The organism is Methylocystis sp. Uni0008 (genome assembly GCF_056838045.1).
On sequence record NZ_CM166370.1, the window covers coordinates 1,905,717 to 1,930,239 of the forward strand.

The window sequence follows — 24,523 nt, forward strand, 5'->3', positions numbered from 1 at the left end:
CAGCTACTACTCCGCCGCGTGGATTTTCGTCGCCGCATGCCGCGTGCGATCGAGATCGCGCGACACGATGCGCAACAATTCGCCAGCGAGATTGGAGACGAGTTCGAGATAGGCCGTCGACTGACGCGCAAGATGATTGTAGATCAGCACCGCGGGGATGGCGGCGAACAGGCCGACCGCCGTCGCGAGCAGCGCTTCGGCGATGCCCGGCGCGACGACCGCAAGGTTCGTCGTCTGCGCTTTCGAAATGCCGATGAAGCTGTTCATGATGCCCCACACGGTGCCGAAGAGACCGATGAAGGGCGCTGTCGATCCGACGGAGGCCAGCAGTCCGGTGCCGCGCTTGATCGAGAGCGCTTCGGCGCGCTCGATTTCCGCGAAGCAGCCGGCGATGCGCTCCTTCACGCCCGGCGCCATCAGAATATCGGATGAGAGCTTCGTTTCACGCGTGGCTTCGGCAAGCAGCGCCTGCGTCAACCGGTCGCCGCCGCCGAGCGCCAGCCGCGCCTCGGCGAGTCCCCGCGCTTCCGAAAGGCGGCCGATCGCCGACAACACGCGTTCGCGCGCGCGCTTCAGTTCGATCGTTTTGGCGATCAGGATCGTCCACGTCGCAACCGACGCCAGCAACAGACCGAGCATCACGATCTTCACGACGATGTCGGCGTTGACGAACATCGTCCACACGGAGAGATCGTGAGGCTTCGTCGCCGCGATCGCCGCGTCGAGCGCTTGCGTCCACTGGGCGGCGCCGGCGCTCCTCTGCGCAACAAGAAGCGCCGTGATCGAGATCGCGAGAAACTGCAAAAGACTCTTCATGCTTCAGCCCATGTCCTGATCAGATTGTGGTAGACGCCGGTCAGTTTGACGCAGGCGGGATCTCCCGCGCCAAATCGCGTCGTCAGTGATTGAATCGCTTGGTCGAGATCGAAAAGCAAAGCGCGCGCCACATTATCGCGGATCATGCTCTGAAGCCAAAAAAAGGAGGCGATGCGCTCGCCGCGCGTGACTCCTCTGACCAGATGGAGGCTGGTCGAAGGATAGAGCACGAGATCCCCAGCAGGAAGCTTCACTTCCTGCTGCCCGACCCGATCTTCGATCACAAGCTCTCCGCCGTCGTATTCGTCCGCTTCAGAAAGAAACAGCGTGCACGACAGATCCGTGCGAATGCGAATAGGCGTGCCCGGAATGCCGCGGATCGCGTTGTCGACGTGCAGACCGAAGTCCTGGCCGACGCCATAGCGATTGAACAGCGGCGGAAAAATTCTGTGCGGCAGCGCCGCTGAGACGAACATCGGCGACTGCGCGAGCGCCTCGAGCACATGCTCGCCAAGTTCGCGCGCAACGCCGCCGTCTTGCGGCAGTTGAGAATTATTCTTGACTAGCGACGACTGCGAGCCCGCCGTAACGCGGCCATCCACCCACGGCGCCTTGTCCATGGCCGCGCGAAAAAAGGCCACCTGCTGCTTGGAGAGAACCTCGGGTATGCAAATAAGCATAAGCGCTATGCTTCTCCCCAGTAGCGGATGAGATTGTGGTAGACGGTCACAAGTTTGCGCAGATCCGGATCATCTGCGCCGACGCGCGGCGCGAGCTCCTGTATCGACTCGTCGAGGTCGCAAACGAGGCTGCGCGCCTCGTCGGCGCGGATCATGCTTTGCAGCCACAAGAATGAGGCGAGACGTTGTCCGCTCGTGACCGGCGTCACCATATGGAGACTACCGGCCGAATACAGGATGAGATCGCCGGCCGGCGGCTTGAAGCGCCTCGATCCGTAGATGTCTTCAACGATGAGTTCGCCGCCCTCATATTCGCTGGGGTCAGAGAGAAGCAAAGTGGCGGCGAGATCGACGCGAATGCGCGCGCCGGTCAGGGCGTCGCCGCGTATGGCGTTGTCCACATGCGGATCGAAGTGATCGCCGACGCCGTAACGGTTGAACAACGGCGGATAGATGTGCAGCGGGACGGCCGTTGAAACAAACTGGGGATTGGCGAGGAGCGACGACAGCAGCCGCTTGCCGAGCGCGCGCGAAATCTCGGAGTCCGGCGAGAGTTGCTGATTGCGCTTCGCGCCGCCGGCGTTCGCCCCTGCGGTCGAAGCGCCGTCCTCCCACTGCGCCTGCGCCATCGCCTCGCGAAGGGCGTTGACGTCCTCCCTGCCGAGCGCGCCTTTTATGTGAGCGAGCATTTATGCGGCTCCTAGAAAAGGACGCGCGTTTCAAAGTAGACGGCGCGGCCGGGCGACATCTGCGTGAACGGCGTCGCGGTCTGATAGAACGCGTCGTAGATCGTGCGATCGAAGAGGTTATTGACCGAGAGCTTCATGGTGATGTTATCGCCGATCTTGCCTTCCGCAAAAAGGTCGAAGCGCCAGTAGGACGGCAGTACGGTGGGGACGTTCAAGAGATTCGTGAGCGTGGGATTCGGCAAGCCGAACGCGTTGAACGATGTGCCGCCATTGGCGACGATATTGTTGCCGCCATAGATTCTCGAACGATAGATGGCCTGCCCGCCGATTTCCAGAACGTCCGGCGCAAGGCCGAGCAGTTCGCCAGCCTTATACTTCGACAGCAGGCTGAACGACTCATGCGCGACATTGGCGAGTTGAAGACCGATATTCGTTCGCGCATAGGAGCTGGTCACCCGCGAGTCCATCAACACCAGGCCGCCAAGAATCATCCATTTGTCTGTGATATTGCCTGCGGCCTCGAGGTCCACGCCTTGGACGTAATAAGACGCATTGCCCGTGGTCACGCCAGAGTTGACTTCTCGCGCGCCGCTCACATCCGTCTTGAAGAAGGCTGCTGTCGCGAGCAGATGCCTGTCGAACAGCTCCCACTTGAGGCCAACCTCCGCCGCCTTGTTGAGCTGGGGAGCGAAGATTTGCGCCGCGGTCGTCAAGCCGCCGTAGTTCGCGGCGCCGCCGTCGAGCTCCGCGCCGACCGGAGTCGCCGAGGTGGCGTAGGCCGCGTAGGCGCTGACGTTCGGCAGCGGCTTGAACACGACGCCGGCGTTCCAGTTGAACAGACCGGAGTGGTTTGAGGCGAAAGTCGATAGCGTCTCGGTGCGGCTCGTGATGTTGTAATCATCAAAACGCGCGCCGCCATTAACAAGCACGACGTCCTGATAATTCGCCGTCTCGATCAGATAGCCGGATTTCGTGTCGACGGCGATGCGGGTCGGATTGAGATTGCGATAGGGCGTGTTCGGAAACGGCAGATAGGTGCACGGCAGGTAGAGGTTGCAGGTCACGGCGTTGCCGACGAAGGGCGTGCCGTTCAATTCCGAAGCCAGCCCCTGATAATTTGTGCGCGTCACGCCTTCGCGTGCGAATTCTACGCCGGCAACAAGCGCGTGTTTGACAGGTCCCGTGTCGACTTTGAGCGTCGCTTCCGTCTGGTTGTCGAGAGTGTTCACCACCTGATAGCGGCTTTGCGCGCCGATTCTAACCGTGCCCCTAAAGAGGTCGGCGCTTTGCGTCAGCGAGCCGATATAATCCAGGACCGAACGGCTCTGCCGGAAGCGGTTGTCGAAGACGAGATTGTCGTTGTAGCGATAGTGGGCGGTGAAGGTGCCGAAATTCTGTAGCGCAACCTGGAAGTCGCGGTCGACGAATCCGTACCAGTTGTAGCGGGGAACGACGCCTTCCGGGAACGGTCGATTCCAGATCCGGTTATAGGGCACGCCGAAGTCCGGCAGGCCGTTCTGATAAACATGCGTATATTGCCCGGTGAGCGTCAGATCCGGGAGCGGCTTGAACACCACCGAGCCGGCGACGCCGTCGCGATAGTCGGTGATGAAGCTGCGGCCCGCGACATTTGAGTCGTGATAGAGCGCATTGACGCGCACCGCGAGGATCGGGCTGATCGCTTTATTGATGTCGAGCGTCACGCGCTTCATGTGATCGGAAAAGCCGCCGATCGTTTTCAAATCGTAGAAGTCGTGGTCGGTCGCCTGTTTCGTGACGATGTTGATCGCGCCGCCGGCGGTTCCGCGGCCCGCGAAGCTCGATCCGGGCCCGCGCAGAATTTCCACCTGCTCGGTATAGAAGTTCTCGCGGATGCTGACGCCGGGATCGCGAATGCCGTCGACGAAAATGTCGTTGCGAACGTCGAAGCCGCGAATGAAGAAGCGATCGCCGAAGGCGTTGCCGCCTTCGCCCGTGCCCAGCGTCACGCCCGCCACGCTCCGACCGATCTCGCGCAGGGTGAAGGCGTTCTTGTCGTCGAGCACTTCCTTGGTGAGCACCGTGATCGTGCGCGGCGTATTGAGCACCGGTTCGGTGAATTTCGTGGAAGACAGCCGGTCGACTTTATAGGGCGCGACAGGATCAGCATAAGGATTGGCGTTCGGCGCCGTCGCAAGGATCGGCAAACCGCCGTTCCCCGCGCCCTGACCGCCGCCGCCTGAAGCGCCTGGCGCGCCGCTGCGCTGACCCGCCGCTTGGGGGTTCGCGGCCGCATGGGGCGCCTGACGCGGCTGAGCGGCGGCGATCGGCTTGGGTTTGGCGGGCGCCGTCGCTCGCGGCTTTTCCTGCGGCGCGTCGACTTTGACCGGCGGCAGCGTTGTCGAAGCGGATTGCGCCAGAGCCGAAGCGCTGACGCTCGACGCAAGCGCCGCCGCGACGCCCAGCGCCCTTACCGACGTCAGCTCTCCGGCGCGACTCCGCGGAAGCGACTGGGTCAACATTCTTAGAGAAAGGGGAGATTTGACGTCGCTCATTGGAACCGCCAGGGAGGGTTATACGTTATCCATCTTCACGTTGCGCGAAGAAGTTGACTGAAGCTAAATTTGGCGGTGACGCTGGTCAACAGAACAAACGTTCGAATGGAAGTATTGTAATCTGTATAGTTTCAGACAGATGCCGTGTATTTTTTTCGACAGTTGTCACCTTGCTGCCACACAGGCTAGTTTGGAAACGTTTTAATTCCAAACTGTCGGGCATTACTTAGACAGGCCTCCTATTCACGAGCAGGAAAGGGCGTAGAGCCGCGCGCCAGAGGGTGCGGCTGAACGCGCGCGGCTGTTTCCCTGCTCTGGCGCCCGGAGCCGCGCGATCGCAAACGGCACGCGCCTTGCATTCAGTTAATCGAGTCAAATCAGGCGCGAGGCTGCCATGCAGATCGGCGTACGGATGGCGAAAGCCATCGAACGCAGGCGCGTCTTTGTCGTGGACGACAATGCAATGTTCCGCGCGGCGATCCAATGCGCGCTCCACGACGCATATGAGGCGCATGAACTTGCGAGCGCGACCGAAGCGCTCGCAAAATCGGAACGAATTCAGCCGGATCTGCTGGTGCTTGCCGAAGGCGTGATCCGCGTCAACGGCGTGGACCTGATCCAGGAGTTTCTGGCGCGCATTCCAGATGCGGAAATCCTGGTCATCGTCGATCAAATTTCGAGCGGGTTTGGCGAGGAGTGCGTGGCCGCCGGCGCGCATCGTTTTCTGGCGAAGCCGCTGCGAACCGAGCTTGTGCGCGATAACGTCGATGCGCTGCTGAGCGCCAGGAACGAAAGTCGTGACGACTCCGCTGGCCGTTCTGAACGCCCGTTAGCGCGAGAAGGTTCGCAGCCGCCAGTCATAGCGAGGGGAGAAGGCCATGGAGCCGGTCATTCCGCCGATTCAGGACGCGGCTGAACGCGCCAGACTGGAGGTTGCGATCGACGACTGCGTGCGCCGCTTTTACGCCAAGGGCGCCGAAGACCCGCTATTGGGGCCGATCTTTACGGCGATAAACGGTCTCGAAGAGCACATGGGGATCGTCGCGAACTTCTGGTCGAGAACGCTGCTCGGCACGGATCGTTATCAGGGCCAGCCCTTCGCCGCGCATATCAATTTGCCGATAGAACCTGCGCACTTTACGCGCTGGCTCGAACTCTTTAGCGAAACCGCCGGTGAAACATTGCCGAAAACGCAGGCCGAGCAGGCGACCGCTAAGGCCGCTCACATGACGCAATGTTTTCAGGCGGGGCTGTTTCCTTTCGTCGGAGCCGATGGGAAGCCCTCGCGGGTCCCCGCTCAATAGCTTCCATCGGCCGCGTCGGAACTAGTCGACCGCGATCATCACGTCCGACGACTTGATGACCGCCTTGACTTGGGACCCCTCGCGGAGCCCAAGCTCATCAACGGATTCATTGGTGATCGCAGCTGTGACCGTCAATCCGTTGACGTCGATCGTCACATGCGCCGTGGTCGCGCCCTTCTGGATGTTCTTGATCGTCCCGGGAAGGCTGTTACGCGCGGAAATCTTCATGCCGTCGGCTCCTGAGAAGTGATTATGGCTATGGCCTCCCCTCGACGGCGCCCGACGTCGCTACGGCTGCGGCACAATAATCAGCCACTCCACCGGCTTTCCTTCGATTCAATGGGACTGCACGATCTCGTCTATAGCATCGGCGGCGCCGGGCGCATACCACGCGCCTTCCGTAATTCGAAGCCTATTCCGCCAACTGTAAAATGGTGGCGAACCCGCATTGGCCTGCGCAGCATCCCATTATGCATCGATGCGCGCAGGCTTCCGGCGCCTGTAGGAAACGCTTGCTGCGTGGCGCCGGGCGTGTCGGAGACCGCCGCCTGCGTCGGCAAGGCGACATTGGCGTCCATTGCAGGGAAGGCGGCGCGATCGAGCCGCCGTTCGATCGGGCTGCGGCGCCGGAGGACGCGGCAGAAGGCGCAAGAGTTGATCAAGCATGCGCGCCCACGCCGATCGCGTTGCATCCGCAGCGCATTGTTTTCCATCGGACTAACCGCCAAGAGCGGTATGGCACGATGCTTGCGTCAAAACCTGCGAAAACACCCACGCATGTCGTGAGGCTAAAACGGATGGGTTTGCAGCTGGCAGGCGGCGCGTGCGCGCCGAAGGCGCGCGAATTCGACGTGAGAGACACCGCTCTCGTCGGCATTTACGAAATATCGAAGCTCCTGGCGTCGCCAAACCGTTTGGAACACACGCTCGCAGGCGTGCTGGCGCTGCTTTCGAGCTTTCTTGATATGCGGCACGGCTTGGTCGCTTTGCTCGGCGCGGCGGGCGAGCCCGAGATCGTGGTTGGCTCCGGCTGGAGCGAAGATTCCGCCAAGCGGTTCTTCGACAGGCTGCCGGAACGCGCCGTGGGGCAGATCGTCGCGACGAAAATGCCGCTCGTCGTCGAGAACGTCGCAGCCTCGCCGCTATTCCAGGGCTCAGACTTTTCCGAATGGGGGCCGACCGACGGCCGGCCTTTCTCGCTGATCGGCGTCCCAATCAAGGAGGGTGACGCCGTCGTCGGCACGCTGACGGTGGATCGCGTCTATGACGACCGTTCAGTGACGCTGTTCGATCATGACGTGCGCTTCCTGACGATGATCGCCAATCTCGTCGGGCAGACCCTGCGGCTGCACAAGCTCATCGCCCGCGACCGCGAGCGCTTGATGCAGGAAAAGGCATGGCTCGAAAAAGGCGACCGCCTTCCGCATGTCGAAACCAAGATCAGCGGCATCAACGGCGTCGTCGGCAACAGCCCGGCGCTGCGCGCGGTGATCGAAAAGATCCGCGTCGTCGCCAAGGCCAAATCCACCGTGCTGCTGCGCGGCGAATCCGGCACCGGCAAGGAGCTGTTCGCCGCGGCGATTCACAATCTCTCGGCGCGGCGCTCAAAGCCTTTCGTCAAGCTCAATTGCGCGGCTCTCCCCGAAAGCGTGCTGGAATCGGAACTCTTCGGCCATGAACGCGGCGCCTTCACCGGCGCGGTGAACATGCGCAAGGGCCGTTTCGAACTGGCCGACGGCGGCACATTGTTTCTGGACGAGATCGGCGAAATCACGCCCGCCTTCCAAGCGAAGCTGCTGCGTGTTTTGCAGGAAGGGGAGTTCGAACGCGTGGGCGGCACGCGCACGCAGAAGGTCGACGTCCGGCTTGTGTGCGCGACGAACAAAAATCTAGAAGAAGCGGTCAAGCGAAATGAATTTCGCGCCGATTTGTACTACCGCATCAGCGTCGTGCCTGTCTTCCTGCCGCCTTTACGCGACCGCAAGGGCGATCTGGAGCCGCTCGCCCAGGAATTCCTTCGCCGCTTCAACGCCGAGCAAGGCGGACGGCTGAGCTTCTCGGAATCGGCCATGCATGTGCTCAACGCCTGCGCCTTTCCCGGCAATATCCGAGAACTCGAGAATTGCGTGTTCCGCACGGCGACTCTGGCGCAAGGCAATGTGATCACCGACAAGGATTTCTCCTGTCGCAACGACGGCTGTCTCTCCTCGGTGCTCTGGAGCGGTTCGCTGGAGCGATCGGCGGCTCCCGCAACGGCCGCTGGCATGCCGATCATTGCGCCGCCGCGCGACCGACAGCCCCCGGCGCCGCCGTCCCCTCCGACAAGCGAGCGCCCCCCGGCCGACGCTGCGCCCGACGCCTGCCCAGGCGCTGAGAATTGCGGCGTCGGCGAGCGTGACTCGCGTTCGGATCGAGACCGTCTGATCGACGCGATGGAGCGCGCGGGCTGGGTCAAGGCGAAGGCGGCGCGGCTGCTTGGACTAACGCCTCGGCAGATCGGCTACGCGCTGCAAAAGCACGGCGTCGAAGTGAAGAAGTTCTAAGTCCCTCAGCGCGTCAAAGCTCTGTCGGAAACACGACAATTGTAACCCGCGGCGGTCCGCATATGCGGCCCGCGAGCGGCTCGCCTTTACATTTGTCAAAAAATTTTGACTGGTCTGCATCTTGCTCGACGGCGGTGCGCCGAACGCGGTCGCATCGACAGGAGCAGACATTGGCCAACATCACATTTTCGTCGCCCGTAATGCCGAGGGATATCACCGTCTACGCCGTCGCGGGCGATCGGGGAACGATATTGGCCGTTGCGAAAGCGCATAAGATACCCATCCCCTTCGACTGCCAGGACGGCGAATGCGGCTCCTGCCTCGTTGAGGTCGGACATCTCAATCGCCACGCGAAATACGGCGTCGCCTTGACCGAAAAGGAAAAGGAGATGCTGAAGCAACTCGGCAAGATCACCAAGGAAGAGATCGAAAACGCGGAAGTCAACGATATGCCGCCGCGCTATCGGCTGGCGTGCCAATGCTTCGTGCGCCACGAGGACATCATCGTCAGTTTCGAGGGCGACCAGACTTTGCCTATCGCCGGTCCGCATATCACCCATGCGGCGGGCCGCTTCAAAGGCGGCACGGAGATCGCGACCGTCGATGAGTTGTTGAGCTATGCGATCAAGGTCGAAGAAGACGCCGCTGATCATCTCGAAGCGCTCGCCACGACCGCCGAGCAATTCGGCGGCGACGCGATCGCAAAGCTCTTCAACCAGCTCGCAGCCTTCTCGCGGCGTCACCTCGCCGAAGCGAAAGCCCGCGCCGGAACAATTGATTCAAACAAGGTCGTTCCGCCGGACTACGCCTGGCCCAACCAGGCCTCGCCAGAGGCCGCTCATCGCGGCGACCCGGCGCTGATGCGCCTCGGGGCTTTGAAAGCGGCCTTACAAGGGGAGCGGCGCGGCTACGAATTCTACTGCGCGGCCGTCGCCATGGCGAAGTCGCCGGAAGTGGCGGCGGCGGCGAAGGAATTCGTCAAGGAGGAGGCCGAGCACGTCAAGGTGCTGGAGGCCTGGATCACGCAAGAGGAATGGGCGTCGAGAGGCGCGAACGTGGCGTAAGCGACGCCAAAGACCGGGCTGAACGCGCACCAGGAGAAATGAATATGGAGTCGGTCGAGGAGTTTCTCGCCTACGCCATCAGGTTGGAGCAGGACGCCGCCGAGCGGTTCGGACAGCTCGCCGATGCGATGGAGTCCTGTGGCAACCGCGACGTCGGGCGGCTGTTTCGACGGCTATCCGACTACTCGAGGCTCCATCTTGGGGACGCCCGCGCGCGCGCCGGATTTCGAAAGATCCCCGAGAAGGGCCCGACCGAATTCGTCTGGCCCGACATCGAGAGCCCCGAGACGGCGGCGATCTGGGCCGCCGACCCGTTCATTGGCCGCGAACAGGCGTTGGAGACCGCGCTCGAGGCTGAGCGCGCGGGTCTCGATTACTACAAGCATGTGCTAGAGACGACGCAAGACCCGGAGATAAAAATGCTTGCCGAGGAGTTCGTGCAGGAAGAGCGCGGCCACGTCGCCGAGCTCGAAAGGTGGATCGCCGCGCATCGTAAAGGACTAGCGTCCCCTGCCCTAAACAACGCCGGCAAGTGAAGCCCACATGCAGCCAAGAGGCGCGCCAATGCGGGCGCGGCCTCTTCTCAACAGTCGCCCGCCTCGATTGACACGTCGGCGATCGTCTCGCCCCTATTGTCCTTCAGCGAATATCGGATGGTTGTGCCGCTTGTGCGATGGTGCGGCATCGTCAGACAAACGCGCTCCTGCAGCTGAGCTCTCAACTCGGCGAGCTTCTTTGCGTTGCCGACCAACGCGCGCGCCGCTTCGTCGTCGACGACGGTATAGCTGTAATTGAAGATATTGCCCGGGCCCGCGCTCGTCTGGTCCAGACGAACGCCTTCGCTGACCATTTCGGGAAGCGTCGCGTTCACCTCAGCCGCCTCTCGCTCCAAAGCCAGAGAGATCGGCGCCGAGTCTTCTTCGTCGGCTAGGCTCTCCCGATAGTGCCTGGCGATCAGAAACGCCGCGACCACGACGGCGACGAGCGCCGCCGCTTCCAGGGCGCCCACCCATGATTTCGTATCCTTCTCGTCGTTCACGGCCTTCCTCGCGATCACTCCCGCCGATTTTGTCTCGGCGGGCCCCCTTTCGCAAGGCGGCCTACGTCAGTGCACTTTGAATTCGCCGCCGAGAAGCTTCATCTCGGCGGGCTTAATCAGGCGCGAATGCGCGACGGTCACGGAATGCAACGGCCCATCGAGGCTGCGCACCCAGAAATCGAGAAATTTTCTTAACTCGGGGAAGTCAGGGTGGAGATCGTATTCCTGCCAGACGTAGGACTGGATGATCTTGGGATAGTCCGGCAGATGATACAGAATATTTGCCGTCGTCAGGCCGTAGCCTTCCAGCTGCAAACGGAAATCGCTGGACGCCATGCGATTCTCCTCGGCGGGTCGATTCTCTCCAGATTAGGATCAAATTTGTCGAGAGCAAGCGCCAGGAGCGTCGAAGGCCTGCAAAAACAATGTGCTAGCAGCAAGGCGCCGCGAGTGCCAGAAGGACGGCTCGACGACCGGCGCTTTCGAGGCGGCGCAACGCCAACCCCTATCTGCGATGGCGAAAAAGCGAATCTGCGAGCGGCGCCAGCGCTCTTCAAGGGACGGAGCGCGCCGCATCAGGTCCTCGCGTTTAGGGCCGCCTACGGAGTGTCGCCAGCAACGATCGCGTGGCGCATCTCGGCCAACCGCCGCCGCCCGCGTCGAGCGGTCAACCGCCTTCAGTTCTGATAAAGCAGCGGCGCCGTCGCAAGCGACGGCGCCGACTCATGTGCACTCGTCAATCGCGCTTCTCAGCGCAGCCACTCCCCGGCTCACGCCAGACCCTTTACGGGGCTCCCGCCGAGAACGGCGGCTGATCAGATCTCAGCTGATTCGTAGCTCGTGATCTCCATACCGAGACAGATTTCAACGATTGTGGGTTGCGTCCAAGCCATGGCGTTGCTCCTCCAATTTCGTGTCCGCCGACGGGCGGCTCCGTTCGAGAATAATGAAGGGCGCGCAGCCTTTCACCTTCAAACTTTCGTCATTCAGGCTTCCGTATTTTCCCGACCTGCGCGGCGCCCGATCACTCGCCCTCGTCCCGCAGCGGAAGCGTCACCGTGATCCGCGTGCCGCCGGACGGGGGCCGTTCGATCCGCTGCGCGCCGCCAAGCGCGCGCACGCGCTCATTCATGCCGAGCAGACCCATTCCCGGGGCGAAGCGCTCCGAAATTCCGACGCCATTGTCCTCGATCGTAATTTTCAGTTGCGGCGGCGTTTCCGCGTCGAGTTCGGAGGGTTCCGTCGCGGCGTCGAAGCCGAATTCCAGCGTGACCTCGCCCTTATTCGCGCCGGAGTGGCGAAAAATATTGGTGACCGCCTCCTGCACCACCCGATAGGCGGCGAGCGCCGTCTCCTCGTCGAGCGAAGAAAGATCATGACGGACGTTGAGGCGCAGATCGACCTCGGGACGGGTGAGCGCCCATGACGCGAAGAGCGCTTTTAACGACGGCTCCAAACCAAGCTCTTCGAGACCCTTCGGCCGCAGCCGGCCCAGCAGTCCCCTAAAAAGCGACTGAAGCGACTCGCTCGCCTTGTCGATCGTCGCGCTCATCTGTCTCAGCCGCCCCATGTCCGGCGCAGGATGCGCGACAAGCTCCTGCAGCGCCGCCGATGTGGCGCGTATGGAAAACAGGCAGGGACCGGCCTCGTCATGCAGATCGCGCGCGATTTCCTTGCGTTCGCCTTCCTGCACCTGAATGAGCCTGTCGACCAACTCGCGATTTTCCCGCCTGACGCGGTCCAGCGTCGCGCCGAGCGAATTCAGGGCGGCCGCTATCAATCTGAATTCCGTCGCGCCGCTGAGCGATAGGCGCACGCCGCTCTTGCCCGCTTCCAATTGCGCCAGACCAGATTTCAGCGCATCGAAAGGCGCAAGCGAGTAGCGCAGGAACAGGAGGACGATCGTCAGGAAAACAATCATGACCGCAAGGCTGATCGCTGCAAGCCACACCATGTCCGACCAGATCTCTCCAAGCTCATCGAACGGATTCGAGATCACCACGATATTGCTGTAGGCGCGGCCGCCGACGGTGACGGGGATTGTCATTACCCTCGGCGCGGCGCCAACGAGCTTCACGAACCACTCCGGAACGTCGCGATCGGAATGACGGATTTTATCCAGCCAGTCCCTGGGCGCAGTTTCGTTTGGCGCAAGGATCTCGACATCCCCATGGCGAAGGTCGCCAAGCGACGCATAGAGACGCCGCAGGGCGGGACTGGGGTCTTCGTTTTGGGGAAGATTAGCAAGCGTCGTTAGGACAACTTCCCGCATCAGCCTGAGATTGCTTCCCGCTTCGGCGCGCACGCGCGGACCGGCGTGCAGCAGCTGAATCGCAAGATTGCTCAGCAAGGTCGCGACGAGCACGACGCCGATCAGTCCGCCCAATTGGGCTTTGAGCGAAATTCCGCGCATGTATAGGCGCCCTTGTTCGCCGTCGAGCAGCTTTGCCGTTGACGGCCGCTTGCAGTCGATTGACAAGACTCGCGGTTCTCACAACATACGTTCTGGCCCTCAAACAAGCGAAAAAAGGAATGCGCGTTCTCATCGTCGACGACCACCCCATGGTGATCGAGGGCTGCCGCGGCATGCTGTCTGGGCAGAAAGACATCGAAGTGCTCGAGGCGCACAACGCCGACGAAGCTCTGGACGCTTATGCGTCGTCCGCGCCCGACGTGGTGGTGCTCGACATCAATTTACCGGGCGTCTCCGGCTTCGAACTTCTGCGCCGGATTTTGAAGCGCGACGCCAACGCGAAAATCATCGTCTTCACCATGAACGACGATCCGGTATTCGCGGCGCGGGCGATCGAGGGCGGCGCTCGCGGCTACGTCGCGAAGAACGAGGATCCACGCGTCTTCATCAAGGCGATCCGCGTGGTTGCGGGCGGCGAGCGCTATCTTTCAAGCACGCTCGCGTTGAAGCTCGCCTTCGCCGACCAGGCGCGCGCCAGCAACCCGCTCGACGCGCTGAACGGCCGGGAAATCGAGATCCTGCGCAACCTCGCCGACGGCAAGGACATGACGGAGATCGCGCATATTCTGAAGGTCTCCTACAAGACGGTCGCCAACAACTGCATCCTGCTCAAACGCAAGCTCGGCGCGCGATCGAAGGCGGATCTTCTGCGCATCGCGGTTGAAAACAAGGTCGCGATGAAGCTTGTTTAAGCGCTGCTACCTGAATTGCCTCTGCGTCTTGTAACGGTCAGCGAGCATGCGCAGCGCCTCGTCGCGTTCGACTCCGCTGTGACGCAGATTGTAATAGTGCTGGCAAAGCTCGCCATAGGTCTGCTTTTGCCCGGCCGACGCGGCGACCTCGACGAGCGAGTTGATCAGCTGCGCGAAATCCTCGGCATGGCCATCCGCCGCGAGCATCTCGCCGATTTGCGCGGTGCGGTTTGCGAGCATGCGGTCGGATTCAAGAAAGTGCGCGCGCGCCGAGCGCAAGGCTGCACGTAGGCGCTCGACGGCGGGTTCTCGTTCGCCAACGGCCGAGCCGGCTTCGCGTTGAGCGAGCCAGAGTGCGAGCTCCGTATGATCGTTGGCGCGTAGCCAGACCTCCGCCGCCTTGCGGTCGTCAGGTTCGATGACGTCATCCTGTTCGGCGCTGCGCCTCTCCTCGCCGCAAGCGGCGAAGAGCGCACAGACGCCCGCAAGAATGATCGCTTTTCGAAGGCGCATCGCCGCGGGCTATTTCCCTTCCACCTTCTTCTTGAGGCCTTGGAGGCCGTCGCGCAGGTAGTTCGTCATCGCCGTGCGCGCCGCGTCGTCATTGAGATTTTCCGGCGGCTCGTTGCTCGTGTCGCCACGATAGAGACGGCCATACCATTTCACCTGGCTTCCGCCCGCTGGCGTCGGCTCGATCGTGAATGTGAGCGTGTAGGAGCTGACCGGCAGCGCATCGAGATTGGGATCCGACATGCGCCAAGACATCTTGGAGGCCGCCGGATCATATTCGTCGAGCCCCTCCTTCAAGGCGCCGCCTTTCTTGAAGGTCACTTCGCGCTCGGAGCCGGCGGCGTCTCCGCCCTGGGCCTTTACGCTCTGAACGTCAGGATGCCAGTTCGCGAGCCCGTCGAACTTCCCGGCCACCGCCCAAACGGCTTTGGGGTCGGCGGCGATCAAGATCGACTCGTCGACTTTGATCGGCGTCGGACCGTGCGCCAGCGCGGGCGCGCAGAACAGAAGGGCGAAAAGCCCCAGCATCTTTCTCATTTGGATCTCCCTGGTTGCGGATAGCGGTTGAATGGTGTGAAGCGGCGCGCCTGAACGAACGCCTTTGCGAGCAGATTCGCGGCGACGGCCAAGAAGGTGAAAATCGCCGCGAAGGCGCCAAAGAACGGACGCAAGTCAAGCGCCGCTTCGCGCGGCCGGGCGGAGGCGATCGCGGCATAGTCTTTCCACAGTCGCTTGCCGTCTTCGAGATGCGCGTAAGCGAGACCCGTCTTTTCGGCGAGCGAACGCAGATAATCTTCCTTGACGGAAGATAGATGCTCGACGCCGACGGCCGCCGTCGCGCCGAATGGCGCGTTACGCGCATTGTAGCCTTCGCGCCGCTCCGCGCCTTCCGGGGGCAAGCCGAAGCGGCTTTCGTGCGGAACGTCGTCGACGTCCAGGAATCCGATGTCGCGGCCTCTGTCGTCGAACTTCGGAATGGGCGAAAGCTCATAGCCGCCGACGCCGACAACGAGGCCGCGCAGTTCGCCTGCGCGCCCTTCGAACGTCGGCGCGCCGTGAGCGGGCAGCGGCGGCGCCTCTTGGCCGTCGGTGAAAAACAGAAGATCGCTCTTCAACTCGCGCGCCATTGCGACGGCGAGGAAAAAGCCCGCCGAAATCCGACTGTCGCCCTCCCACGCCATGCGCCAGTCGAGCGCGCCGATCGAGGCCTGCAGAGGCGTGAAATCGGCGCAGACGTCGATCGGATCGAAAAGCAGGAACGGCCTGCGTTCGCTGAAAACGCCGAGTGCGACATGCGACGGACATGGCAGCTCGGCGAGCATGACGCGAAGCGCCGATTTGACCGCCTCGAGACGGCTGACGGGCCTTCCTGACGCCGCGTAATCGCGAACGTTCATGCTGCCGGTGATGTCAACGACCGCGAGAAAATCGAACGACGGACGCCGGATCACTACGCTCGGCGCCAGAAAGGTGACGATGAGCGACAGCATCGCCAGGGCGAGCAGCGCGAGTCTCGGATCGCGCACATCCGGGCGCATCATGGCAGGCCCTTCGGCTTGCCCGGGATGTCGGTCCAGAGCTTCTTCGGATCGGCGCTCAATTCATCGCCGCTCTTTCTCTCGAAATCAGGAAAGTCCCGGACGAGCCGCGCCGCAACGTCGAGATTGAATTTGGCGTCCCAATAGTCCGGCGCGAGCTGCAAGGCGCGGCGGTATTCACGTTTGGCGAGATTGACGAATGGATTGGCCGCTTCGAGCTCCGAGCGTTGAATCTGATCGAACGCCTTGCGCAGCAGCGCGTTCCCCAAGAGATAATGTCCCCGCGCGCGCGCCTCGGAACTCCCGCTGCGGTCGAGCGCCTCTACTGACGCGCGCGCGCGATCGACGTCGCTTCGCGCCGCAAGAAAGCTGATGCGGGCGAGAAGCGTCTCGGGCCTCGCGTTGGCGTCCACGACGATGTCGCGTCCCGCGCGCAGCGCTTCGATTGTGTCATTGGCCTCGACGGCGCCTCGCCATTCGAAGACCAAGACGGCCGTGGTGACGACGAGAGCGAGGCAAAGCGCGATCAGAACAAACGATCGCATTTGTCGCCACAGCGCCCGCGCCTTGTCTCGAACGATCGCGATCTTCGTCAAGAAAACCGTCATCGCGCGCGGCCTCCGACGCCCAGTCCAACTTCAGCGAGCTTCGCTGCGAAGAGGAGCGTCGCAGCGGCGAGCGCAAGGGCGAAGGCCCATGCGCTCAGGTCCGTGCGCGGCAATTCTTCGACGTAGCGGACGGGATGGCGTTCGAGCTGATCGATCTCCTTCAGCGCGCGCTCCGTCGCTTCGGGGCTTTCAGCCTCGAAGGCCCGATATGGCACGCCAAGCTTCTTAAAGAAGAGATCGAGATGGCGCTCCGGCGCGGCCTGCGGCGATTCGTCTTCGCCCGATGGCTGATCGGCAATGCCTCTGCTGCCTTCCGTGCGCAGGAACAGCCAGTAGAGACTGACATGGGTCTTCCGAAATTCGGCCTGCAGATCGTCGCGCAGCTTCGGATCGATGACGCCGGCGCCGTCCGATATGAGGAGGATGGCCCGCGTCAGTTCGGCCTCGCTCGTCTTGAACATCGACAGCGCCATCGCAAGACCGCGCGCGATATTCGTGTAATCGAGACCGGGACGATCGATCGCATCAATGGCGGCCTCGGTGGCGCCGACATGATCGGAGATCGGCGTCACCAGCATCGGCGCCGTCGAAAACGCCGCGACGCCGACGAGATCGTGACGACGCGCTTCGACGAAACGCTTGAGAATGCGTTTCGCCGCCGCCGCTTTCGATTCCTCGTCCCCGGACGGGGTTCTGCCGGCGAAAGTTTCGTTCATGCTGCCGCTGCGGTCGATCAGCATGACGATCTGCGCGCCTTCAGCGAAGCGCTCCACCGCTACGCCGGCGATATAGGGGCCTGACGCGCCGATGAGGCTGGCGCCGATCGTGACGACGCCGCTGAGCTTCAGGACAACGCCCGCGATAGCTGAAAGCCCATCGGCGGGCGCAGACAGGAGCGAAGGGACCGTCGCGCCGCGCAGGACAGTCCGCAAGACGGGAAGCAACGCCAGCGGCGCCAGAAACAGCGGCTCAATGTGATCGAAGCCGAGCCCGCTCAACCCGCGCGCTCCCGCCTGGCGAGCGCGCTCACGAATTGTGCGAGCTGCTCCGCGCTAAAATCGTCGCCCGACGTTTCGCCGCCGAAAAAGCGGCGCTTGGAGGCCGTGAAAAAGCGCTCGAAGTCGGCGCGCAAAGGCGCAAATTCTGGATGCTTGTGCAGGAAACCTGGAAGATCGCCCGAAAGCAGGGTGGCGCCATGGGCCGTATCGAGCGCGCGATGCACCGACTGGATCGCAGCGCCGAAATGGCCGTCGGCGGCCATGATACGCCGCCTCGAAAAATCATTGGCGAGCGCGGAGAAGACGCGCGCCTTCCGCCGCCGGAAGGGCGGCCAGGCGCGATCACGCGCAATGAAAGCAAGCGCCAGCAAGGCGCCGGCGCCGGCGCCCACCGCGAGATTTCGCGGCGTGGCTTCGTCAGCGAATGAACTCGAGCCGTCGGGTCGCAGATAGTCCTCGGCGCGCTCCTGCTTCTTGGGCGCAATCTCCCGCAAGGGAGAGACCCCGACGCTCCACGCCGGAACTGCGACGGTCTCGGCGCCCACCGCCGTCGATATGGAGAGATCAAATCCGGGGATTTCAATTTCGCGCACGTCGAGCGCGACGTAAAAATTTTGATAGGTGAGATCGAGCCGCCACAAGCGCGCGTCGTTTTCGGTCGTCTCGCGAAGCATGACGTCTCGAAGATCGAGCGAACCGGTGAGCGCGCCCGGATTAGGCAAGGAGGCGCGAGAGAGCGTCGCGCCGGGCGGCGCCGAGATGTCGACGCGCGCGTGGATGAGATCGCCGACGAAATAGCCGAAAGGCCGCGCCGAGCGGATGCGTGCCGTGGCTTCCTGCGCGAACGCCGGCAGCGTTGCGGCGAGCATGAGGACGACACATGCGATGCGCATCGCCGACCTCACGCCGCCGTCAGCCGAATGCTGAGATCGTCGGGGTCGAAACTGTCCTGAATGAAGATCGGCGCGCGACTGCGCATCGCCGAGAGACGGGCGAGATCGCGCCGACGCGCATGCTCGGCGTCAATCCAGCGCTGCTGGAGCGCGGGCCTCATCACCAGGAATTGACGGCGGCCGCTCTCGCCGTCGCGAAGCTCCAGCGCTCCCCATTTCGGCGGCGCGGCTTCAAGCGAGTCGATCAGAACGAGCGGCGCGACGTCATGCAGCGAAAGCGCCTCGAACGCCTGCTCGATCAGCTGCTCGGGCCAGCGAAAGTCGGAGATGAGCACCACGAGCTTGCGGGTGGAGCCGAGGGCCGCCGCAGCGGCGAGCACGCCTTTGGCGCTCGACCCAGACGGCGCTTCCGCGCCGAGCTTTTCGACGCTAGCGAGCGCCGCTCTTGGCGATCGCGTCGCGAGAAACGTCGCCCGATCGATCAAAGCCTCGTTGCAGGCGAACAGGCCGAAACGGTCGCCGATCCGCGTCGCCGAATAGGCGAGCGCAGCGCAAAGGTCCAGCGCGATCTCAAATCTGCTGACGGCGCCGACGAAACCCATCGAAGCGGACAGGTCCACGAGCGCATAGACATCGACCGCAGCTCTTTGTTCGAACCGGCGCACATAGGTGCCGCCAAACGGATCGCGCAGCGTCGCGCGGACGTCGATGCGGCGCGCGTCGGGGTATCGCATGAACGGGGCCTGGTCGCGAAAAACTCCAAAGCCGCCGACTTCGCTCGACGTATGCGCGCCGACGTGATTGGCGGCGAAGCGTCCGCGCGGCCGATAGAGAATATCGACGACGCCGTTCATGGAACCGGCGTCGCGTCGAAAGCCGCGTGACACAGGCGCTTGACGATGTCATCGCCACGCAGGGCATGGATCGGATCGACAAAGATGCGGTGCGCCATCACTTCGATGAATACGTCACGCACGTCTTCCGGAACGAGATAGTCGCGTCCCTCGAGCCAGGCGCGCACACGCGCCGCCCGCGCCAGCGCCGCCAATCCGCGCGGGCTCGCGCCGCCCTTGACGAGACTGTCGACGTCGACGTCGGGCAGCGATACGCCAGCCGAACCGGGCGTGACGAGAGCTTGCCAGAGTTTCAGCACATAGCGCTCAAGCGCCTCGCTGGAGCGCACATGGGACTGGATAACGCGCGCCACAGCGGGGATCTCGCGATAGTCGAACGAGCCCGAACTCACTCTCTCGACGAGCGCTTCCATATCGTGGAATCCAGGATCGAACACCAGTCTGCGGCGCGCGTCCTCATCGTCGGGCGCCGCCATGGGAATTTCCATAAAGAACCTGTCGCGGGCGGCGGCGGGCAGTTCGAAAGTCTCCTCCCGCTCGACCATGTTTCGATCGGCGAAAACGCTGAGATAGGGAAAGTGATGCAGGCGGTTAAACGCCGATACGCTTCGCTCGGCCATGAGCCGAAGCAACAGTGAATGAACCTGCGGGCGGGCGCGGTTGATCTCATTGAAGAAAAAAACCGGCAGCGTCTCGGCCAGACGCAGCAGTTCGGAGGGATCGACCCGCGGACGTCCGTCTTCGCCGATGTAAGTATGATAGAGAATGTCGCTGGGCATCATGTCGACCGTGCCCTCGACGCGGGCGAAATCGCCGCCAAGCGCGCGCGACACCGAACGTAGCAAGGTCGTCTTGCCGACTCCGACGTCGCCTTCGATCAGCACATGGCCACGCGCGAAAATGCAGATCGTCACCAGCCTGATGACGCGCGCCTGGCCAATAACAGCCTTCTGGATTTCCTGATCGAACTCAAGGGCGCGCTCGCGCCAATCGGAGAGCTTCTGGACGACGTGCAACGTATCGTTCAAGGCCTGACCTTAGCGCGCCAGAAAGAAAAGGCGGCCACGATCTCGGGAATGGGGCCAATGCGCTGTTGTCGAATACGCCGGCTCCAGATCGTGGCCGCTAGATCATCGCGTTTGCATCGCGATGAAACCTATTGAGCGATCTTGCTCACGTCATATTCCCACTTGCCGGTCTTCTTGAAGTTCTCGACCCGCTTCTTGTTGCGCTCTTCCATGCCCTGAACAGAGGCCTGCTGCTTGGCGATTTCCTTCGGGTCGTGCTTGGGATCATATTTCGAACCCTCGACCTTTTCCGGGAAGCCGGGCTTGGGCTCCCAGCAGTTGCCGGGCGCCTTGCACTTGGTGCCGTCATAGGCGAGAGCGCTGCCCGCGCCGAACAAAATGCCGACGGTGAGCGCCGCGGCGAAATGCATCTTACGCATCCCTGTTTCCTCCGTTTATTTGAGGCTTGCGCCTCAGTGCTTGCGCCCCCGGCGACGGCGGCGTGGAACTTACTTCGCCTTCGGCTGACATTTGCCGGGCGGATTGTCCGGCAGAGTTTCGTGACCCGCATAAGGCTTGAAAGCTTTGCGCTGTTCGTCCGTCAACCAGTTCGCCTTTTCCGGCGCATCCTTGAAGAGATGCCGTATCCAGGCCATGACCTTCAGCATCTCATCGAGCGTGAGGTTCTGATACTGCGGTCCCATCGACGCCTGCGCGCCGCCGAAGATCGTCGAGAAGAGACCTTCGTCGGTTTCATTCTGCGGATAGGTCCAGTAGTCGTCGTTGAGACCGGGACCGATCTTTCCTTCGGCGAGGTGCCCGTGACAGCCTGAGCAGGCGGAAAGAAACAGTTGTTCGCCCTGCTTCAGACAGCTCGCATCCTCATTGTAGGGATTCTTGCCGGACGCCATGAACTGCTTGACGCCTTCAGTGTCTTTTCCCTCAGGCAGCGCGTCGTCGAAGTTCAGCACTTCGCCGGTGACCGTGTTGCGGAACGTAATCCCGGCGGTTTCCGCGATGGCGCCCAGCGTAACGAGACACGCCGCAGCGCCGACAAGGGACAGGGAAAAGCTTCGTTTCATTTTCAACACGTAATTCTCGTCCTGTTCGTTAGCGCGCCGCGCATCTATTGGGTGACGGGGAGGAGAGGCACGCCCTCCCCCTTGAGGATTTCATCGATCTTCGGCTGAGCGGCGGAGAGAGCGCTGTCGATTTCGGTGAGCAAAGCCTTGTCGTCGCGTCGCACGGCGATCGACTGATCGAAGCGCTGCGGCACCTTTTCACCGCTGCTCTTCACCGCGTCATCCTCGATCAGATTCATGCGGAGGGGTGTCGGCGACGATTTGACGTAACGCGCAACGTCCGGCGCGAATCCGACCGCCACATCGGCGGCGCCGCTCGCCACCTCGCCGATCATCCGGGCCGGATCGATCTGCGTGTATTGATTGCGTGGCGATTTGAAATTCACCAGCGAGTAGAGATAGGCCATGTTGTCTTCGTACTGGCCCATATCCTTGAGCAGCGCTTCGCCCGGCGAACCAAAAGCCACGACGACGTGGCCGAGCTTCTTCAAGCGGGGATCGGACCAGGATTTGATGTCAAGGTCGCGATCGGCGCGGGTGACGAAGACATAGCCGGTCCGGTAGTAAGGCTTCGATGTCGCCACACGCGGATCGCCGGTATCGAGGCCGATGATGACGTCGCAGAGCTTCTTGTCGAGAGAGTCGCGCACGAGATAGATCGCCGGCCGCTGCGACCAGACGAACTGCGCCTTGCGCTTCATGGCGTCGGCAAGCGCGACGCCAATCTTATTCTCAAGTCCGGAGCCGTCTTCCATTGAAAGCGGCGGCTGGTTCTTCGCGGCGCAGATGCGCAGCGCATTGGGGTCAGCAGGCGGCGCCTGTTCCGACGCGGCGTCCGACCCCGCGCCGCTGGAGCCGCCGAAAGAAGCGCCCTGCGCGCCGACGCTCGCGAGAGCGAGCAGAAGAGCGCCGCCGAAGCCGATGGACAAGCGAGTGATACGCGACATGGTTCTATTTCCGTGATCGTTTCGATCGCGCTGCTCGGACGCACGGGGGCGCGTCCGAGCAGCTTCTCACAGCCCTGTTAGGGGTGGAGCGATCGATGGAACGGCAGGCGATCAGTTCGCCTTGTATTCGCCCACGCTCAGATCGTCGTAGGGGCCCTTGCCGTCGAGCGAGAACACCATCACGCCGCCGCCCATCTGCGTGTAGTTGGCGAGCTGCTTGAAGGCGCCGACCGCGCCAAGACCCGCCGTCGGATCCTGGAGGTCGAACACGAGGCCGACTCCCGGCCAACCGCCGACGCCATACAGGATGGCGACATATTCGACGCCCTTGTGCTGATAGACGATCGGATGGCCGATGACGCCCGACGGAAGCTTGAACTTCCACAAGAGTTCGCCGGTGTCGCTGTGACGGGCCTTGATGAAGCCGTCGAGCGTTCCGTAGAAGACGACGTTGCCGGCCGTGGCGGCGGTGCCGCCCCAAACGGCGAAGCGCTCCATCTTCTCCCATTTGAACTTGCCGGTGATGGCGTTGTAGGCCTTGATCTGGCCGAGGCCTTCACCCTTCTGCCGGTCGCCCTTCGGTCCCGGATACATGTTCAGCGTCGCGCCGACGAAGAACTGACCCGCGCGGTAGGGAAGCATGAAGGGCTCCCAATCCATGCAGATGTGGTTCACGCCGAGGAAGAACAGCTCCTTGGTCGGATCGTAGGAGTCGAGACCCTGGTTGTGATAGCCCATCGCCGAGGGACACACGTCCTTGGCGAGATGGTCCATGCGCGTGCCATATTCCGGATCGCGCACGGGCAGGCCGCTCTTCAGATCAACCTTCTTGAACACGTTGACCGTGTCGTCGATCTTGTCGGCGGAGATCAGCGTGCCGTCGGTGCGGTCGAGCGTGTAGACGATGCCGTTGCGGTCCGGATGGGTCAGCAGTTTGCGCAGCTTGCCGTCCTTGTCCTTTTGCTCGCTGAGCATCATGAAGTTGATGCCGGCGTAGTCCCACTCGTCATGCGGCGTCTTCTGATAGCCGAACTTCGCCTCGCCGGTGTTGAGATCGCGACCCCAGATGGTCATGGTCCACTTGTTGTCGCCGGGACGCATCGTCTCGTTCCACGGCGCAGGATTGCCGCTGCCGTAATAGACGAGATTGGTGCCGGGGTCGTAAGCGAACCAGCCCCAGTTGGTGCCGCCGCCGATCTTCCAGGCGTCGCCTTCCCAGGTCGCGGTGCCGAGGCCCTTCTGGCCGTAATGCGGATTGGCCTTGTTGAAGTCGTCGCCGATCAGCACGTCAGAGTCCGGGCCAGTCGCATAGGCGCGCCACTTCTGCTCGCCGGTGCGCACGTCATAGGCGGACATGTAGCCGCGCACGCCGAGCTCGGCGCCCGAGCTGCCGATGAGCACGATGTCCTTGTAGATGTGCGGCGCGACCGTCAGCGTCGAACCGACCTTGAAGTCGGAGTTTTCGATCTTCCAGTATTCCTCGCCGGTGTCGGCGTTCAGCGCGACGACATGGCCGTCAAGCAGGGTCTTGACGATGAGCGAAGGCGTCTTGCCGTCGCCGGGCCAGTAGGCGAGGCCACGATTGACGATATCGCAGCAGGCGACGGCGCGGGCGGCGGCGTTCTGCTTGGGCTTGTGCTGCCAGAGAATGCGGGTCGGATCGTCGAGGTTGAGCGCGAAGGTGTTGTTGGGGAAGGACGTGTGGACATACATTTTGCCGTCGACGACGATCGGCGAACCTTCGTGACCGCTTAGGAGACCGGTCGAGAAGGACCAGGCGACCTTCAGATTCTTGACGTTGTCGGCGTTGACCTGGTTCAGCGCGCTGTAGTGATTGGCGCTGTAGTTCTTGCCCTGCATGGCCCAGTTGTTTTCGCTCTTCGTCAGAGCTTCGAGCTTGTCTTCGGCGACTGCGGCGGACATCGTCACGACCGGCGCCGCCATCAGCACGGACAACAAGGACACGGAATTCAGCAGTTTCCTCATGGACGAGTCCTCCTGCAACATCGCCCGGACGCCTTCATGGCTTCTTGGACGGCGACGTCGCCTCGCAGATAGACGGCCAAAATGCAGCCGTCACGGTTTATTGACGGTCGCTTATTCCCGCTGCGCGTCGGCGCAAATTCGAGATGACGATCCGCCGGCATATAAATTTAAGCGCAAGGCCGAGTCTTCACGATTTATCGGTAATGTGTCTCGGGAAAGATCGGCATCGATGCTCCCGATGCTTCCCGATCGGCGGCGCGCTTGAC

General features: G+C 62.3%; 27 protein-coding genes. 6 read left to right on the forward strand and 21 right to left on the reverse strand.

Going from position 1 to position 24,523, the window contains the following annotated elements; translation table 11 throughout:
• Positions 1-6 precede the first annotated feature (6 nt).
• The 4 genes from exbB to AC0X69_RS09425 are packed head-to-tail and all read right to left on the reverse strand — an operon-like array spanning position 7 to position 4,719.
• Positions 7-816, reverse strand: a complete 810-nt coding sequence (exbB, locus tag AC0X69_RS09410) for a tonB-system energizer ExbB (RefSeq protein ID WP_482613187.1) — start codon at positions 814-816, stop codon at positions 7-9.
• Positions 813-1,496, reverse strand: a complete 684-nt coding sequence (locus AC0X69_RS09415; RefSeq protein ID WP_482613188.1) for a Fe2+-dependent dioxygenase — start codon at positions 1,494-1,496, stop codon at positions 813-815. Before AC0X69_RS09415 ends, exbB begins: the two co-directional genes overlap by 4 nt.
• Positions 1,497-1,501: 5 nt before the next feature.
• Complete coding sequence (locus tag AC0X69_RS09420; protein WP_482613189.1) at positions 1,502-2,185, reverse strand: Fe2+-dependent dioxygenase; 684 nt, start codon at positions 2,183-2,185, stop codon at positions 1,502-1,504.
• Between the two features lie 11 nt (positions 2,186-2,196).
• On the reverse strand, positions 2,197-4,719 hold the full coding sequence (locus tag AC0X69_RS09425) for a TonB-dependent receptor (protein ID WP_482613190.1): 2,523 nt from the start codon (positions 4,717-4,719) through the stop codon (positions 2,197-2,199).
• A 394-nt stretch (positions 4,720-5,113) separates the two neighbouring features.
• Here AC0X69_RS09425 and AC0X69_RS09430 point away from each other — a divergent pair, with 394 nt between their 5' ends.
• Both AC0X69_RS09430 and AC0X69_RS09435 read left to right on the forward strand, forming a co-directional pair.
• The gene (locus AC0X69_RS09430) at positions 5,114-5,635 is read left to right on the forward strand and encodes a response regulator (RefSeq protein ID WP_482613191.1); all 522 of its coding nucleotides are present in this window, start codon (positions 5,114-5,116) and stop codon (positions 5,633-5,635) included.
• The gene (locus AC0X69_RS09435) at positions 5,598-6,023 is read left to right on the forward strand and encodes a group III truncated hemoglobin (RefSeq protein ID WP_482613192.1); all 426 of its coding nucleotides are present in this window, start codon (positions 5,598-5,600) and stop codon (positions 6,021-6,023) included. The genes AC0X69_RS09430 and AC0X69_RS09435 overlap by 38 nt, the downstream gene beginning before the upstream one ends.
• 21 nt (positions 6,024-6,044) lie before the next feature.
• Here AC0X69_RS09435 and AC0X69_RS09440 read toward each other — a convergent pair whose 3' ends face one another.
• Entirely contained in the window at positions 6,045-6,251 is a 207-nt protein-coding gene (locus tag AC0X69_RS09440; protein WP_482613193.1) for a TOBE domain-containing protein, read from the reverse strand.
• A gap of 569 nt (positions 6,252-6,820) precedes the next feature.
• On the opposite strand from AC0X69_RS09440, the gene nifA reads away from it, so the two are divergent.
• The 3 genes from nifA (at position 6,821) to AC0X69_RS09455 (ending at position 10,166) form a co-directional block, all read left to right on the forward strand.
• On the forward strand, positions 6,821-8,566 hold the full coding sequence (nifA, locus tag AC0X69_RS09445; protein ID WP_482613342.1) for a nif-specific transcriptional activator NifA: 1,746 nt from the start codon (positions 6,821-6,823) through the stop codon (positions 8,564-8,566).
• 170 nt (positions 8,567-8,736) lie between these two features.
• A complete protein-coding gene (locus tag AC0X69_RS09450; protein ID WP_482613194.1) occupies positions 8,737-9,630 on the forward strand; it encodes a 2Fe-2S iron-sulfur cluster-binding protein in 894 nt (297 codons plus the stop codon).
• 44 nt (positions 9,631-9,674) lie between these two features.
• A complete protein-coding gene (locus tag AC0X69_RS09455; RefSeq protein ID WP_482613343.1) occupies positions 9,675-10,166 on the forward strand; it encodes a ferritin-like domain-containing protein in 492 nt (163 codons plus the stop codon).
• A gap of 47 nt (positions 10,167-10,213) precedes the next feature.
• Here the strand turns inward: AC0X69_RS09455 and AC0X69_RS09460 are convergent, their stop codons facing one another.
• From AC0X69_RS09460 to AC0X69_RS09475, 4 genes are all read right to left on the reverse strand, one after another.
• Complete coding sequence (locus tag AC0X69_RS09460; protein ID WP_482613195.1) at positions 10,214-10,669, reverse strand: hypothetical protein; 456 nt, start codon at positions 10,667-10,669, stop codon at positions 10,214-10,216.
• A gap of 66 nt (positions 10,670-10,735) precedes the next feature.
• The gene (locus AC0X69_RS09465; protein ID WP_482613196.1) at positions 10,736-11,005 is read right to left on the reverse strand and encodes an usg protein; all 270 of its coding nucleotides are present in this window, start codon (positions 11,003-11,005) and stop codon (positions 10,736-10,738) included.
• Between the two features lie 479 nt (positions 11,006-11,484).
• Positions 11,485-11,562 (reverse strand): pyrroloquinoline quinone precursor peptide PqqA, encoded by a 78-nt coding sequence (gene pqqA / locus AC0X69_RS09470; RefSeq protein WP_482613345.1) that lies wholly within the window; start codon positions 11,560-11,562, stop codon positions 11,485-11,487.
• Positions 11,563-11,693: 131 nt separating this feature from the next.
• Positions 11,694-13,082 (reverse strand): ATP-binding protein, encoded by a 1,389-nt coding sequence (locus AC0X69_RS09475; RefSeq protein ID WP_482613197.1) that lies wholly within the window; start codon positions 13,080-13,082, stop codon positions 11,694-11,696.
• 119 nt (positions 13,083-13,201) lie between these two features.
• On the opposite strand from AC0X69_RS09475, the gene AC0X69_RS09480 reads away from it, so the two are divergent.
• Entirely contained in the window at positions 13,202-13,834 is a 633-nt protein-coding gene (locus tag AC0X69_RS09480; protein WP_482613198.1) for a response regulator transcription factor, read from the forward strand.
• A gap of 6 nt (positions 13,835-13,840) precedes the next feature.
• Here AC0X69_RS09480 and AC0X69_RS09485 read toward each other — a convergent pair whose 3' ends face one another.
• From AC0X69_RS09485 to AC0X69_RS09540, 12 genes are all read right to left on the reverse strand, one after another.
• Positions 13,841-14,347 (reverse strand): hypothetical protein, encoded by a 507-nt coding sequence (locus AC0X69_RS09485; protein WP_482613199.1) that lies wholly within the window; start codon positions 14,345-14,347, stop codon positions 13,841-13,843.
• A gap of 9 nt (positions 14,348-14,356) precedes the next feature.
• Positions 14,357-14,881: an SRPBCC family protein gene (locus AC0X69_RS09490; protein WP_482613200.1), complete on the reverse strand. Its 525-nt coding sequence runs from the start codon at positions 14,879-14,881 to the stop codon at positions 14,357-14,359.
• The gene (locus AC0X69_RS09495; protein ID WP_482613347.1) at positions 14,878-15,882 is read right to left on the reverse strand and encodes a vWA domain-containing protein; all 1,005 of its coding nucleotides are present in this window, start codon (positions 15,880-15,882) and stop codon (positions 14,878-14,880) included. Before AC0X69_RS09495 ends, AC0X69_RS09490 begins: the two co-directional genes overlap by 4 nt.
• A complete protein-coding gene (locus tag AC0X69_RS09500; RefSeq protein ID WP_482613201.1) occupies positions 15,882-16,490 on the reverse strand; it encodes an MxaK protein in 609 nt (202 codons plus the stop codon). Before AC0X69_RS09500 ends, AC0X69_RS09495 begins: the two co-directional genes overlap by 1 nt.
• Positions 16,487-17,488, reverse strand: a complete 1,002-nt coding sequence (locus AC0X69_RS09505; protein WP_482613202.1) for a vWA domain-containing protein — start codon at positions 17,486-17,488, stop codon at positions 16,487-16,489. The genes AC0X69_RS09500 and AC0X69_RS09505 overlap by 4 nt, the downstream gene beginning before the upstream one ends.
• Positions 17,485-18,381: a nonribosomal peptide synthetase MxaA gene (locus AC0X69_RS09510; protein ID WP_482613203.1), complete on the reverse strand. Its 897-nt coding sequence runs from the start codon at positions 18,379-18,381 to the stop codon at positions 17,485-17,487. Before AC0X69_RS09510 ends, AC0X69_RS09505 begins: the two co-directional genes overlap by 4 nt.
• Positions 18,382-18,389: 8 nt before the next feature.
• The gene (locus AC0X69_RS09515) at positions 18,390-19,235 is read right to left on the reverse strand and encodes a DUF58 domain-containing protein (RefSeq protein ID WP_482613204.1); all 846 of its coding nucleotides are present in this window, start codon (positions 19,233-19,235) and stop codon (positions 18,390-18,392) included.
• Entirely contained in the window at positions 19,232-20,263 is a 1,032-nt protein-coding gene (locus AC0X69_RS09520; protein ID WP_482613205.1) for an AAA family ATPase, read from the reverse strand. Before AC0X69_RS09520 ends, AC0X69_RS09515 begins: the two co-directional genes overlap by 4 nt.
• Before the next feature lie 128 nt (positions 20,264-20,391).
• On the reverse strand, positions 20,392-20,682 hold the full coding sequence (locus tag AC0X69_RS09525) for a methanol dehydrogenase [cytochrome c] subunit (RefSeq protein ID WP_482613206.1): 291 nt from the start codon (positions 20,680-20,682) through the stop codon (positions 20,392-20,394).
• Between the two features lie 69 nt (positions 20,683-20,751).
• Positions 20,752-21,324, reverse strand: coding sequence for a cytochrome c(L), periplasmic (gene moxG / locus AC0X69_RS09530; protein WP_482613348.1), 573 nt, complete (start codon positions 21,322-21,324; stop codon positions 20,752-20,754).
• A gap of 44 nt (positions 21,325-21,368) precedes the next feature.
• A complete protein-coding gene (moxJ, locus tag AC0X69_RS09535) occupies positions 21,369-22,271 on the reverse strand; it encodes a methanol oxidation system protein MoxJ (protein ID WP_482613207.1) in 903 nt (300 codons plus the stop codon).
• A 111-nt stretch (positions 22,272-22,382) separates the two neighbouring features.
• Positions 22,383-24,257, reverse strand: a complete 1,875-nt coding sequence (locus AC0X69_RS09540; protein ID WP_482613208.1) for a methanol/ethanol family PQQ-dependent dehydrogenase — start codon at positions 24,255-24,257, stop codon at positions 22,383-22,385.
• Positions 24,258-24,523 lie beyond the last annotated feature (266 nt).